Genomic DNA, 13,759 nt, shown 5'->3' with positions numbered 1-13,759 from the left:
GCGCCGGCTGCGGCGCCCGCGCGGCCCGGGCGCCGGCGAGCGCCGTGCGGTCGAAGGAGAACGGCCGGTCGAGGGCGCCGACGAGAGCACCGGCGGTCAGGTTGGCCTCGTCGAAGGGCTGGAGCGGGTGGTGCACCAGCACGTCGTCGCGCACGGGCGCGCTGCTCGTGCGGTCGAGCGCGTCGAGGAGCTCCCCGAGCGGCACCGCGGGCGGCTTGTCGTCGTTGGTGTGCTCGCCGCGGCCGGCGTAGGTCACGACCAGCGTCTCGGTCGCCGCACCGATCGCGTCGAGGAGCAGCTGCCGGTCCTCGGAGCGGATGTCGCGCTCACCGGTCATCGGCCGCCGGGCCAGGACGTCGTCGCCGTCGACGGCCTCGAGGCGCGGGAAGACGCCGTCGTCGAGCCCGACGAGGCACACCACGCGGTGCGGGACCGAGCGCATCGGCACCATCGTGCACACGGTGAGGGTGCCGGTGCGGAAGTTGCTCCGCGTCGGCCGTCCGCGCAGCCGGTGGCGCAGCAGGGCGCGTACGTCGGCGTGGCGCAGGCGGGTCTCGTGGTCGCCGACCCCGGCCGAGATGCGGACCAGCTCGCGGTCGAACTGCGCGACCCGCCACGCGTCGTCTGACCCGCTGAGGGTGAGCCCGTGCACCGCCCGGCCGAGGGCGGTCGTCCAGTCGGCGACGGACGTCGCGGACGAGGCCGCCCGCACGAAGGTGTGGAGGCGGTCGACCATCTCCGCGAAGCTCCCGACGAGGTCGAGGTGGCCGTCGCCGACGTCGTCGAGCGGGAGCGTGCTGCCGACGAACCGGTGTCCCTCGCCGGACATCGCCGCACCCAGGAGGACGCGCTGCAGGCCCGAGAGCCACGTGTTGGCGTCGAGGTCGAGCCCGAACGCGGCCCGGTGGTCGCGGTCGTAGCCCCAGCGGATGGCCGCCTGGTCGACCCACCTGGCCATCCGCTCGAGGTGGTCGTCGGTGAAGCCGAAGCGGGCCCGCACCGGCTCGGACGCGGCGAGGTCGAGGACGGAGGTGGCGGTCATCCGGCCGGCCGCCAGCTCGACGAGGTCGGCGGCGACGCCGAGGAGCGGGTTGGTGGCGCCGGGCGACCGGTCGGCCAGGCGGACGCGGAGCCGGTGGGCCGGGTGCCCGACGTCCTCACGGGTCACGTCGGCCAGGCCGAAGCCGGCCGAGATGAGCGGCGCGTAGGTCTCGATGTCGGGGCACATGACGAGGATGTCGCGAGGCTCGAGCGTCGGGTCGTCCTCGAGGAGCCCGACCAGCACCTCGCGGAGCACGTCGACCTGTCGCGCAGTCCCGTGGCAGGCGTGCACCTGCACCGAGAGGTCGACGCCCGCGCGCACCCGCGTGGCGGCCTCGCTCGGGTCGGGCACCCGGTTGGCGCGGAGGTCGGCCTGCAGCCAGCCGAGCAGGGTGGCCGGGTCGGCGTGGCCCGCGGGGTGCTGCTCGGCCGTCAGGTCGCCGAGCGTGCGGCGCAGCTCGCGGGAGTCGCGACCCAGCGAGGCGAGCAGGGGGTGCCCGACCACGTCGGCGGACCGGTCGTCGGCGCGCGCCACCGGCCCCGCGGCGGCCGCCGGCGCCAGCGCCTCCCACAGCGCGGGGGACGGCTGGGGCAGCCACAGGTGGACGTCGCGGTGCTCACCGAGGGCACGCAGCAGCTCGACCTCGGTCACGGGCAGGCGGGTGTGCCCGAACAGCGAGAGCCGGGCGGGGAGGTCGAGGCCGTCGCCACCGTCGCGCAGCTGCGCGAGCGTCGTGGCGTGGCGCAGGTCGGGTGCGGGCGCCTCGACGCGGGCGACGAGCCGGCGCCACAGCTCGGCCTGCCACTGCAGGTCGGGATCGAGCGGGCCGCCGGCCCCGTCGGTGTCGTCGCCCGCCCGCCAGTCGCGGACGAGCTGCGGGCGCTGGACGGCGTAGGAGGAGAACAGGCCGGCGAGCCGGCGAGCCACGGCGTAGCGGCGGGCCGACCGCTCGTCGGCCGGGTCGCCGCCGCCGAGGTGGGTGGTGAGGTCCTCGAAGCCCGGCGCGCCCATCGCCTCGTCGACCACCTCGAGCAGCGGCCACGCCAGCCGGTCGGGGCTCCAGGGGTCCTCGGCGTCGCGATCGAGCAGCATCGACACCAGCGAGTGGGGCGTCACGAAGTCGACGCCGGCGCACACGCCGTCGCCGCCGCGGGTGCCCACACCGAGCCGGTGCGAGAGCCGCTGGGTGAGCCACCGCTCCACCCCGCGCGCGGGCACGACGACGACCTCGCGCGCGAACGGGTCGGGGAGCGGGGTGACCAGCAGGTCCGCGAGGCCGTCGGCGAGCGCGTCGGTGCGCTCGGCGGCGTGGAGGTGCAGGGTCACGGCGCCACCCTATGAGCGGTGACCGACACCCGCGCGGGCGGCGCGGTCGGCTGTGGACGGGACCGCTCTGCTTCGAGGGGTCGACGCGGTCGGGGTCGCGGCCTCGGGTCGTGTCCGGCACCTACCCCGGTCCGGCGCCCCGATGCGCCATGATCGGTGGGTGCGGAGCCTGGCCCTCGTCGCGGTGGCGCTGCTCGGCGCGCTGCCGCTCGTGGCCTGCGAGGACGAGCCGCCCCCGCCGGAGCGCCTGGAGATGACCTGGGCCGAGCACCCGCTGCCAGCCCACCCCGGCCCGCCCGGTCGTACGGTCGTGCGCGACGCCGTGGAGTGCGGCGAGGGGTGGTGGGTCGCCGGGGCGGTGTTCCTCGACCGGCCGACCGAGACCCGCGACACCCGCCCGGCGCTGTGGTTCTCCGCCGACCGGGAGCGGTGGGAGCCGGTGCCGATCGAGGCGCACACCTACTGGGGCCGCCGGGCGATCCTCAACTCGATCGCCTGCTCACGCGACCGGATCGCCGTGGTGGGAGCCCGGTCCGGCGGCGCCCACGGCAACCCGCGGGTGACGACCTTCTGGCTGGACGGCGAGACCCTCGTCGACGTACGCACCGTGTTCACGCAGTACGGCGGCGTCAGCGCGACCAACGTCGGACCGATCGCAGGCGGCCCGGCCGGCTGGCTGATCACGGGCAACCGGACCTCGGGGCCCGGGGTGTGGGTCACCGACGACCCGCGCGAGTTCACCCTGGTCGAGGCCGAGCCCGGCCTGACCGACGACGGCGACCTGGAGTCGCTCGCGCAGGGCGCGGGCTGGACCGGCGAGGAGTGGCTCGTGGTGGGTGCGGGCGCCCGCACGGGCCGTCACCTCGAACCGGACCCGCTCGCCTGGACCTCGCCCGACGGCCTGTCGTGGACGCCCGAGGACATGCCGGCGACCCCTGGGGCTCAGGACGCGCACCGCGTGACGCGGCTCGACGACGGGCGGCTGCTGGCCGTGGGCCGCAGCGACGACACGTACGCCGCCTGGGTGCGCGACGACGACGGGTGGCAGGACCCGGTGGAGTTCGGCCGGATCGCGGAGTCGTGGCGCGGGGCGCCGTACGTCGCCTCGCTGGCGACCACGCCGATCGGGGTGATGGCGACCGTCAGCACCGGCGACCACTACGAGCTGTGGCACACCGGCGACGGCAGGGAGTGGCAGCGGGTGGAGGTCCCCCTCGAACCACAGACCGCCGGCGACCACACGTTGATGGTGGCCGCCGGCGGTGAGGTGCTGGTCGTCGCCGATGCGGGCGACGGCGGGCACGTGTGGGCAGGATCGCCCGTCAGCTCTTGAAGGCGTCCTTGATCTTCTCGCCGGCCTGCTTGACGTTGGCCCCGGCCTGGTCGCCCCGGCCCTCGGCCTCGAGCTTCTCGTCGTCGGTCGCCTTGCCGGTGGCTTCCTTCGCCTTGCCCTTGAGCTCGTCGGTCTTGTTGTCGAACTTGTCGTCCAGACCCATCGTCGTTCCTCCTGGTGTGTCGTCGGTGCGGACCAGGTGGTCCTGACATCCAACCTGCCACGGGGGTGGGTGCACACCACACCCGTGCGGGTGGACCGGGTCGCGGTCAAGTCGACCGCAGTGACGCGGGGAGGGACTCGTTCGTGCCGCCGAGCTGCGGGCGGAGGCGCTCGGGGGGGCGGGGTGTGCTCGATCTCGTCCGCCCGGAGCGCGTCCATCCGCCAGATGACGGCGCAGCCGACGATCGCGACGAGGATGGCGGCGGTGCTGATGAGGATCACGGTGACCATGGGAGTCTCCTGACGTCCGGTGGGTGGCAGTCGGCTGGATGCGACAAAACCTCTACACATCTGTATAAGTTATCCAGACACGTCTGACAAGGTCAGGCGATGAACTTTCTGAGGAGGGCACGTGGCGGACGGGGTCACGGAAGGGTTCAGCATCGGCGTGCTGGCGGCGCGCGCGGGCGTGACGCCGGGGGTGCTGCGCACCTGGGAGAACAGGTTCGGGTTTCCCCGCGGCGAGCGTTCGGCCTCGGGGCACCGCCGCTTCACCGACGTCGACGTGGCGCTGGTGCGACAGGTGCTGGAGGTCCGCGACTCCGGCCTCCCCCTGCAGGTGGCGATCGACTCCGTGGTGCGGGCGCAGGACGTGGGCGAGGAGCGATCGGCGTTCGCCGCAGCCGCCGAGGCCGTCCCCGGCGCACGTCCGCTCCGCCTGCACCGGCGCGCACTGATCGCCGCCTCCCACGCGGTCGAGGACGAGTGCCTCGCCCGCGGCGACCGGTCGGTCGTGCTGGGTGCCTTCCAGCTCGGTCACCGCTACGCGTCCTCGCGGCACCGTTGGGAGGAGCTCGGCCGCACCGCGGCGTGGGCCGCGGTCGTGGCGGACTTCGACGCCGACACCGACCCGGGCGCCGACCTCGAGGCCTCCCCGGTGCGCTGCCAGCTGCCGGGCGACTCCCCGCTGCGCCGGGAGTGGGCCGTGGTCTGCCTGGGCGAGTCGTACGCCGCCCTCGTTGCCGCGTGGGAGGTGCCGGCGGCTCAGGGTCCGCCGACCTACGAGGCGGTCATCAGCACCCACCGCGGAGCCGCGACGGCGGCGGGTCGGGTGCTCGCCGGGGCCGTGCGCGCGGCGGGGGGCGACGTACCCCCGGCGGCGGCGCGGCTCCTCGACGTGACCGCTCCGGTGCGGACGACGTCCGCGGTCGACGCCGACCGCACCTGGCTGCGCGCCCTCGCCGAGCTCGACCCGCGCTGAGCGGGCTGCGGCGCACCCCTGCTCACCCGTCAGGGGGTGGGCGTGCGCCGCGCCGGGAGTAGCGTCGAGAGGTGGCTGACCAGGCACGTGACGAGACCCCGCAGGAGCGGGCGGACCGCAACTGGAACGAGCTGCTGCAGGAGCTCCGCGTGAGCCAGACCGGCGTCCAGGTGCTCGCCGGCTTCCTGGTCACGCTCCCGTTCCAGTCGCGGTTCGAGGAGCTCGACTCCTTCCAGCGGGCCTGGTACGTCTGCCTGTTGGCACTCGCGTTGAGCACCGTCGGCGTGATGCTCGCCCCCGTGGCCATCCACCGGCGCGTGTTCCAGTCCGACGCCAAGCCGGAGCTCGTCCAGGCGGGCCACCGGCTGACCAGCGTGGCCCTCGGGATGATCGCCGTGCTGATGGGCGGGATCTTCTTCCTCGTCGTCGACATGGTCTTCGACCGGAAGGCGGCCGCAGCGGGTGCGGTGGGCGCCGTGGTCGTGCTCGCGGGCCTGCTGCTCGTGCTGCCGAAGCGGGTCGCGAGCGACAGCTGACGACGCGGTGCTCGACGCGAGTCCCGATCGAGGTTGAGACACTGGTGTCTCATGTGAGACACTGATGTCTCACATCGAGAGGGGCCGCCATGCCGAACCGCGACGACGTGCTGGGCGCCGCCCAGCGCCTGCTCAACGCCGACCCTGCGGCGTCGATGGCCGGGATCGCCGAGGCCGTCGGCATCAGCCGCGCCACGATGCACCGGCACTTCGACTCCCGTGAGGCCCTGCTCGTCGAGCTGGGCACGCGCTCGCTCGACCGGTGGGAGCAGCGTCTCGACGAGGCCGGTGTGGAGGCGCTCGCGGCCGAGGGCGACCCGGTCCGCCTGCGCGAGGCGCTCGAGGTGCTCGTGCTCGCCTACGTCGACGACTCCGACGCGTTCGGCTTCGCGCTGACCGACCACGTCATCCTCGCGAACGCGGCGCTCGAGGAGCGGACGCAGGTCCTCGCCGATCGCGAGGCGGTGCTGGTCGCGGCGGCGCAGGAGGCCGGGGTGCTGCGGCGCGACCTGCCCCTGCGCTGGTTCGGCCACGTCACCTACGGCCTCCTGGTCGCAGCGCGCGAGGCCGTCCGCATCGGTGACATCGCCCGGCGCGACGCCGGGCAGCTCGTGCTGTCGTCCCTGCTCGCCGGCGTGGCCACGCGATGACCACGCACCGGCACGCGCGCCTCGACCCGCCACGGGTGGAGCTCGACCCCCGGCGCTGGTGGGCGCTCGCCGTCCTGGCCGCCAGCCTGCTGGTGGTCGTGATGGACATGACCATCCTCAACGTCGCCCTGCCCGAGATGGCCGCCGAGCTGCACCTCACCTCGGTCTCCCAGCTGTGGGTCGTCGACGCGTACGCCCTCGCGCTGGCCGGCCTGCTCATCCCGGTCACCGCGCTCGGCGACCGCTGGGGACGCAAGCGGATGCTGCTCACCGGCTACGCCGCCTTCGCCGTCGGCTCGATCGCCATCCTCTGGGCGGACAGCGCCGCCGCCGTCATCGCGATCCGTGCCCTGCTCGGCGTCGGGGGCGCGATGGTGATGCCCTCGACGCTGTCGCTGATCCGCGCCGTCTTCGCCGACGCCCGCGAGCGCACGCTCGCCCTCAGCATCTKGGGTGCCACGGCCGCCCTCGGCGCGGCCGTCGGACCCGTGGTCGGCGGTGCCCTGCTGGAGCGGTTCAGCTGGCACGCCGCGTTCCTGGTCAACGTGCCGCTGATGGTGGTCGCGATCGTGGCCGCCGCCTGGCTGCTGCGGGAGAACCGGTCGGCCCGCCCCGGCCGCATCGACCTCGTCGGGGTGCTCCTGTCGGCCGGCGGCATGACGGCGTTCGTCTACGCCGCCAAGCTGCTGGGCAAGCACGGCCCCGAGCTCCCCACCCTCGTGCTGCTCGCGCTGGGCGTCGGGATGCTGGCCGCCTTCGCCCGCAAGGCGCTCACCTCCGACCGTCCGATGCTCGACGTCCGCCTGTTCGCCGAGCCGGTGCTCCGGGCCGGCGTCGTGGCGGCGCTGGCCAGCAGTGCCGCGATGGCGGCGGTGCTCTTCGTGGGCAGCCAGTGGCTCCAGCTCGTCGAGGGCTGGAGCCCGCTGGAGGCAGGCCTCGCGCTGCTGCCGCTCGCGGTCGGCGCGATGGTCGCGTCTCCCTTCGCGCCCGCGCTGGCGGAGCGGACCAGCCCCCGCATCGTGCTGTCCGGTGGCCTGCTCGTGCTCGCGGTCGGGCTCGGGCTGCTCGCGGTCGTGCCGACGACGTACGTCTGGGTCGCGGTGGCGTTCGGCATCGTCGGGCTCGGCACCTCGTCCCTGGGCCTCGGCTCCGCCCTCATCATGGGCGCGGCCACCGACGACCAGGCCGGCTCCGCCGCGGCGATCGAGGAGATCACCTACGAGCTCGGCGCCGTCCTCGGCATCACCTTCCTGGGCAGCCTCGTCGGCGCGGTCTACCGAGCCGGGCTGCCCACCGGCGCGGACGGCGCCGCGCGCGAGTCCGTCGCGGGCGCCGTCGGCGGACCGTGGTTCGCCGAGGCCGCCGACGCGTTCGTCAGCGCCTTCGCCTCGGTCGGGGCGGTCGGGGCCGTGCTCGCCGGAGTGTCGGCGTACGCCGTCTGGCGGCTGGTGCCGGCCGACCTCACCCTGGACGACGCCCACCACTGACGGTTTGGTCACCCCAACCTAATGACCTAAGGTTCAAGCCTCAGGTCATCAGGAAGGAGTCGCCGTGCCACGCGCAGGACTCACGAGCGCCCGGGTGGCGGAGGCCGCCGCCGACCTCGCCGACGACGTCGGGCTCGACGGGGTGACGCTGACCGCGCTCGGCAAGCACTTCGGGGTCGCGACCCCCAGCCTCTACACCCACGTGCGCAGCGGCGCCGACGTCCGCACCCGGGTCGCGCTGCTGGCCCTGGACGAGACCGCCGGCCTGGTCGCCGACGCCCTTGCCGGGGTCAGCGGACGCTCCGCGCTGGCGGCCGTCGGCGGCGTCTGGCGCGGCTACGCCCGCCGACACCCCGGCCGCTACGCCGCCACCCGGCTGCCGCTCGACGCGTCGACCGCCGCCGCCAGTGCCGGCCCGCGCCACGCCGAGCTGTCGCGCGCGGCGCTGCGGGGCTACGCCCTGTCCGGCGACGACGAGACGCACGCCGTGCGCCTGCTCGGCGCCACGTTCCACGGCTACGCCGCGCTCGACGCGGCCGGCGCCTTCAGCCACGGCGGGCCGTCCGCGCCTGCGTCCGACGACACGTGGGAGCGCGTGATCGACGGCCTCGACACCCTGCTCCGCTCCTGGGAGACCCGATGACCGACCTGTCCCTCGACGCCCTGGCTGCCCTCGTGAAGGGGGCCCTCGAGCTCGAGCGCACCGGCCGCGGCCTGCTGCCCCACCGGCTGCCCGCGTGGGCGCGGCGCCAGTCCGACGACCCGCAGCTCCACCTCGTCGAGGCCCAGCCCGCCGGCGTACGCCTCGCGCTGCGCACCGCGGCCACCCGCCTCGAGCTCGACGTGCTGCCCACCAAGCGGCGCTACGTCGGCGCCCCGGCGCGGCCCGCCGGCTGGTACGACGTGCTGGTCGGCGGCGAGCTCGTCGACCGTCAGCAGGCGCCCGGCGGCAACGTGCTCGACGTCGACATGATGACCGGTGCCAGCACCTTCACCGCCGGAGAGCCGACGACCCTCGTCATCGCGCTGCCCGCGGGCGAGGCGGACGTCGAGGTCTGGCTGCCCCACGACGAGCAGACCGAGCTGATCGCCCTCCGGGCGGACGCCCCGGTGGCCCCGGTCGTGGACGACCGTCGCCGCTGGGTGCACCACGGCAGCTCCGTCAGCCACGGCTCCGTCGCGGTCCACCCGACCGAGCCGTGGCCGGTCGTCGCCGCCCGGCTGGCGGGGCTCGACCTGGTCAACCTCGGCCTCGGCGGCAGCGCCCTGCTGGACCCGTTCGTCGCCCGCATCATCCGCGACACCCCGGCCGACGTGATCAGCCTCAAGCTCGGGATCAACCTGGTCAACCAGGACCTGCTGCGCCGTCGCGCCCTGGGGCCGGCCCTTCACGGCTGGCTCGACACGATCCGCGACGGCCACCCCACCACGCCGATCCGTCTCGTCTCGTCCGTCTTCTGCGGCATCCACGAGAGCGTGCCCGGACCGACCGGACCCGACATGCAGGCGCTCGCCGAGGGCCGGGTCGCCTTCGTCGCCACCGGCGACCCGGAGGCGGTGGCTCGAGGAGCGCTGACCCTCGAGGTGGTGCGCGAGGTGCTCGCCCAGGTCGTCGAGCGGCGCGACGACCCCCACCTGTCGTACGTCGACGGGCTCGCGCTCTACGGCCCGGCGGACGCCGAGCGGCTGCCGCTGCCCGACAACCTCCACCCGGACTCCGCCACCCACCGGCTCATCGGCGAGCGGTTCGCGGCCCTCGGGGACTGGTAGCCGGCGCGGTCAGGCGTCGTTGGCGCAGCGGAAGCCGATGTTGCCCGAGGAGGACTCGGCGGTGTTCGAGGAGCGCGCCGCGACGCGGTAGCGGTTGCAGTAGCTGTCGTGGCAGAGGTAGGACCCGCCGCGCATGACCCGGCTGACGAGGCCGTCGGCCGTGTCGTCCGGCTCCGCCGCGATCGGGTCGGCGACCGGGACCTCCCCGGCGCGGTCGGCGTACTCCGTCGGGCGGAACGCGTCCTGGCACCACTCCCACACGTTGCCGACGGTGTTGTGCAGCCCGTAGCCGTTGGGCTGGAACGCGGTCGCTGGCGCGGTCGTGAGGTGCCCGTCCTCGAGCGTGTTGTGCCGGGGGAAGTCGCCCTGCCAGATGTTGCAGCGCCAGCGGCCGCCGTGGGTGAGCTCGTCGCCCCAGGGGTAGCGCGCGCGGTCGAGGCCGCCGCGGGCGGCGTGCTCCCACTCGGCCTCGGTCGGCAGCCGCTTGCCGGCCCAGCGGCAGTAGGCCTGGGCGTCACGCCAGGAGACGTGCACGACCGGGTGGTTCTGCAGGTCGCCGATGTCCGAGAGCGGCCCGGCCGGGTGGCGCCAGTCGGCACCCCGTACGGCCAGCCACCACGGCACGCCGGCGGCCCGCTGCAGGACGTCGGCCGGTGCGGCCTGCACGGCGAGGTGGAACACCGCGGACACGCCGTCGCGCTCCGCCTCGGTCACGTGGCCCGTGGCCTTCACGAAGGAGGCGAACTGCGCGTTGGTCACGGCCTTGGTGTCGATGAGGTAAGGCGAGACGCGGACCGCGTGCACGGGGCCCTCCCCGTCGGCGACGTAGCCGTCACCGTGGCTGTCGCCCATCCAGAACGTCGATCCCGGGATCCGGACCTGGCCGCGGGTGCTCCGCCCGCCGCTCCGGACCTGCGACGACGCGGCACCGGGGTCGGTGCGGCCGGCCGTCGGCGCGCAGCAGGAGGCCGGTTCGGTGGTCATGGGACGGACGCTACACAGGACGGGCCAGAGTAAGTCGATAGGGTCAGTTGACTTACTCACCCCGGAAGGAACCACATGCCATCTCGGAAGCTGCTCACGGCGATCGCCGCGCCAGCCGTCCTCACCCTGGCCAGCGTCGCCCCCGCCCTCGGCGGCACGCAGGCCGGCACCGCCAGCGCCGCGCCCGCCAAGCCGGCCTCGTCGCAGGCGCCGCGCCCCAACCTCGTCTTCGTCATGGCCGACGACCTCGGCTGGGCCGACCTCAGCAGCGGCCTGCCCAACGGCGGCTACGCCAACGACTTCAACGAGACCCCGCAGCTCGACCGGCTCGCGGCGGAGGGGCAGAGCTTCACCGAGGCGTACGCCTCCGTGCAGTGCAGCCCCACCCGCACCGCGCTCCACACCGGCCAGTACGCCACCCGCCCGACCAACAACACCTACGCGGTGAGCGGGATCGCCGGCCAGGCGGGCGACCCCCTGCTCGGCGCGCCGCACGGTCGGCCCGAGGACGGCCGCTCGGCGGTCCCGGTCGGCTACCCGACCATCGGCGAGACCCTGCAGGGCGCCGGCTACGCCACCGGCTACTCCGGCAAGTTCCACGTGGCCGGGTCCGCGGACGAGATCGTCGCGAGCCACGGCTTCGACGAGAACTGGGGGGGAAGCCAGAACTCGCACGCCACCTACTACTTCGCGACGAACGACCAGTTCAACGACTCGGTCTCGCCGAGCCTCGACCAGTTCGCGGCGGACTACACCCAGGACTACGTCGACGCGAACATCGCGCCCTACAGCCACGGTGTGAGTGACGCCCAGCTCGACGCCCTGGTCGGCACCGACAAGCACGTGACCGACGCGCAGACCGATGCGGCCATCGACTTCATCGACCGCAGCAAGGACGAGCCCTTCTTCGCCTTCGTCAGCGAGTTCGCGCCGCACTTCCCGGTCAACGACGCCCAGGCCCGTTCCGACCTGCTCGCGAAGTACCGCGCGAAGGCGCCGGGCTCGGCCCCCGCGAAGCCGTCGTACGCCGCGCTGACCGAGGCTGTCGACCAGTCGGTGGCCCGCATCGTCGACCACCTCGAGACCACCCCCGACCCGCGCAACGGCGGCAAGCCGCTCGCCGACAACACGCTCGTCATCTTCACCTCCGACAACGGCGGCGAGGAGGACCCGATCGAGGCGGGCGCCTGGAACGGCCCGCTCCGTGAGGACAAGGGGTTCATGTACGAGGGTGGCGTGCGCGTGCCGTGGATCGTGTGGAGCGGTGGCTCCGACCTCGTCCGCGGCGGCGGGCGCACCAACGACACGATCGTCAACAGCACCGACCTCTACACGACGCTCGCGTCCTACGCGCAGGCCGAGCTGCCCGCTGGTGTCCCGCTCGACGGCGTCGACCTGAAGCCGGCCTTCAGCAAGGGCACGAAGATCAACCGCGACCACTTCCACCACGTCCCCGGCTACGTCCGGTTCGGCGGCCAGGTGCAGTCGCGACCGTTCTCGAGCGTCCGCGACGGCCGCTGGAAGCTCTACTACGAGTACACCGACGGCTCCTTCGAGCTCTACGACCTGACGACCGACATCGGCGAGACCACCGACCTCGCGGCCGACCGGCCGGGCCAGGTGCACCGCCTCGGCCAGAAGCTGATCGCCTGGCTCGACGAGACCGACGCGCCGCTCGCGACGCTGCGGGCAGGGCAGCCGCCGCGCGTGATCGAGGACGTCAGGGGCGAGACCTACGCCAACGGCACGATCACCCGACGCCGCGGCGAGACGATCACCGTCACCGCGGGCCAGCCGGTCCCGTTCGTGCTGCCCCGGCCGTAGCAGCCACCACCCGACGGGCCCGGACGCGTGCGTCCGGGCCCGTCGTGCACGTCAGACCCTAGAGTCGGCCCATGGCACGCTACGGCGCTCAGTTCGGCCCCGACATCACCTTCCTCGGCGTCCCGGCGTGCGACCTCGACGACGAGGCGACGTACGCCGGCGCGGACGTCGTGGTCGTCGGGGCGCCGTTCGACGGTGGCACGTCGCACCGGCCGGGCACGCGCTTCGGCCCGCAGGCCATCCGGATGACCGACTACCTGCCGCACGACGGCTCGCGGCCCTCGCTGGCGCTGCGCACCGACGCGCTGCAGGACCTCGAGGTCGTCGACGCCGGCGACGTCGAGCTGCCGCCCGGCGACATCGAGACCACCCTCGGCCGGCTCGAGGCGGCCGTCGAGAAGGTGACCCGCGCAGGCGCGATCCCGGTCGTGCTCGGCGGCGACCACTCGATCGCCTACCCCGACGCCAAGGGCGTGGCCAACGTGCTCGGCCACGGCCGCGTGTCGATGATCCACTTCGACGCGCACGCCGACACCGGCGACATCGAGTTCGGCTCGCTGTGGGGGCACGGCCAGCCGATGCGCCGGCTCATCGAGTCGGGAGCGCTGCGCGGCGACCGGTTCCTCCAGGTGGGGCTCCGCGGCTACTGGCCCGGTCCGGAGACCCTCGACTGGATGGCCGCGGAGCGCATGCGGTCCTACGAGATGACCGAGATCGTGCACCGCGGGCTCACGGAGTGCCTGACCGAGGCCTTCGGCATCGCGACCGACGAGTGCGAAGGGGTCTTCCTCTCCGTCGACATCGACGTCTGCGACCCCGGCCACGCGCCCGGGACCGGCACGCCGGAGCCCGGTGGGCTGACGGCGCGCGAGCTGCTCGACTCCGTACGACGGATCTGCCTCGAGCTGCCCGTCGTCGGGATCGACGTGGTGGAGGTCAGCCCGCCCTACGACCACGCCGACATCACCGCCGCCCTGGCCAACCGTGTGGTCCTCGAGGCCCTCTCGGCGATCGCCCGCAAGCGGCGCGACGAGCGCGACGGGACGACCTGGGACCCGGGCCGTCCGCTGCTCGACCGCTAGGGAGGCCCGGGTCGTCCGGCCCCGTCGAGCGGGTCCTTCGGGCCTGACGTCGACCGGGCCGGTCGGCGCACGCTGGAGGTCCGACGAGCCCTGGAGGTCCCGATGCTCACCCACCAGTACGCCCAGCACGACTGGTCGCCCACGTCGATCGCGCTCGTGTTCTTCGCCATGGCAGCGCTCTTCCTGGTCGGCATGGGCATCTTCCTGATCGGGGCGAACCGCGAGCAGCGCGGCACCACCGCCCGCCACGCGCATGGCGGGAAGGCGCACGGCCCACTGCCGCACTGACCAACGTAGGCAGT

The 13,759-nt window shown here is 74.2% G+C and carries 13 protein-coding genes; 10 read left to right on the top strand and 3 right to left on the bottom strand.

What is annotated here, in order from left to right; genetic code table 11:
* On the bottom strand, positions 1-2,368 hold a 2,368-nt coding region (recC, locus tag ACXJKB_RS18635; RefSeq protein WP_457191010.1), incomplete at its 3' end, for an exodeoxyribonuclease V subunit gamma.
* Between the two features lie 160 nt (positions 2,369-2,528).
* On the opposite strand from recC, the gene ACXJKB_RS18630 reads away from it, so the two are divergent.
* A complete protein-coding gene (locus ACXJKB_RS18630; RefSeq protein ID WP_457191008.1) occupies positions 2,529-3,701 on the top strand; it encodes a hypothetical protein in 1,173 nt (390 codons plus the stop codon).
* Here the strand turns inward: ACXJKB_RS18630 and ACXJKB_RS18625 are convergent.
* Positions 3,691-3,864, bottom strand: a complete 174-nt coding sequence (locus ACXJKB_RS18625) for a CsbD family protein (protein WP_316376736.1) — start codon at positions 3,862-3,864, stop codon at positions 3,691-3,693. The two genes, ACXJKB_RS18630 and ACXJKB_RS18625, sit on opposite strands and share 11 nt — an antisense overlap.
* A 411-nt stretch (positions 3,865-4,275) precedes the next feature.
* Between ACXJKB_RS18625 and ACXJKB_RS18620 the strand changes: the two genes are divergently transcribed.
* The 6 genes from ACXJKB_RS18620 (at position 4,276) to ACXJKB_RS18595 (ending at position 9,567) form a co-directional block, all read left to right on the top strand.
* Positions 4,276-5,124: a DICT sensory domain-containing protein gene (locus ACXJKB_RS18620; protein WP_457191005.1), complete on the top strand. Its 849-nt coding sequence runs from the start codon at positions 4,276-4,278 to the stop codon at positions 5,122-5,124.
* Positions 5,125-5,195: 71 nt separating this feature from the next.
* Positions 5,196-5,660, top strand: coding sequence for a DUF6328 family protein (locus tag ACXJKB_RS18615; RefSeq protein ID WP_457191003.1), 465 nt, complete (start codon positions 5,196-5,198; stop codon positions 5,658-5,660).
* Positions 5,661-5,749: 89 nt separating this feature from the next.
* The gene (locus tag ACXJKB_RS18610) at positions 5,750-6,310 is read left to right on the top strand and encodes a TetR/AcrR family transcriptional regulator (protein WP_457191001.1); all 561 of its coding nucleotides are present in this window, start codon (positions 5,750-5,752) and stop codon (positions 6,308-6,310) included.
* Positions 6,307-7,797 carry an MFS transporter gene (locus ACXJKB_RS18605; RefSeq protein ID WP_457190999.1) on the top strand — a complete coding sequence of 497 codons (1,491 nt, stop codon included), beginning with the start codon at positions 6,307-6,309 and terminating at the stop codon, positions 7,795-7,797. Before ACXJKB_RS18610 ends, ACXJKB_RS18605 begins: the two co-directional genes overlap by 4 nt.
* Before the next feature lie 64 nt (positions 7,798-7,861).
* Complete coding sequence (locus ACXJKB_RS18600; protein ID WP_457190997.1) at positions 7,862-8,440, top strand: TetR-like C-terminal domain-containing protein; 579 nt, start codon at positions 7,862-7,864, stop codon at positions 8,438-8,440.
* Complete coding sequence (locus tag ACXJKB_RS18595; protein WP_457190995.1) at positions 8,437-9,567, top strand: SGNH/GDSL hydrolase family protein; 1,131 nt, start codon at positions 8,437-8,439, stop codon at positions 9,565-9,567. Before ACXJKB_RS18600 ends, ACXJKB_RS18595 begins: the two co-directional genes overlap by 4 nt.
* 9 nt (positions 9,568-9,576) lie before the next feature.
* On the opposite strand, the gene ACXJKB_RS18590 is transcribed toward ACXJKB_RS18595, so the two are convergent.
* Positions 9,577-10,551, bottom strand: coding sequence for a formylglycine-generating enzyme family protein (locus ACXJKB_RS18590; protein WP_457190993.1), 975 nt, complete (start codon positions 10,549-10,551; stop codon positions 9,577-9,579).
* 75 nt (positions 10,552-10,626) lie between these two features.
* On the opposite strand from ACXJKB_RS18590, the gene ACXJKB_RS18585 reads away from it, so the two are divergent.
* The 3 genes from ACXJKB_RS18585 (at position 10,627) to ACXJKB_RS18575 (ending at position 13,745) form a co-directional block, all read left to right on the top strand.
* Positions 10,627-12,375: a sulfatase gene (locus ACXJKB_RS18585; RefSeq protein ID WP_457190991.1), complete on the top strand. Its 1,749-nt coding sequence runs from the start codon at positions 10,627-10,629 to the stop codon at positions 12,373-12,375.
* Between the two features lie 71 nt (positions 12,376-12,446).
* On the top strand, positions 12,447-13,457 hold the full coding sequence (gene speB, locus ACXJKB_RS18580) for an agmatinase (RefSeq protein ID WP_457190989.1): 1,011 nt from the start codon (positions 12,447-12,449) through the stop codon (positions 13,455-13,457).
* Between the two features lie 102 nt (positions 13,458-13,559).
* Entirely contained in the window at positions 13,560-13,745 is a 186-nt protein-coding gene (locus ACXJKB_RS18575) for a hypothetical protein (RefSeq protein ID WP_457190987.1), read from the top strand.
* Positions 13,746-13,759: the final 14 nt, after the last annotated feature.

This window comes from Nocardioides sp. P5_E3 (assembly GCF_054049275.1).
This window is presented reverse-complemented; position numbering and strand designations above follow the sequence as displayed.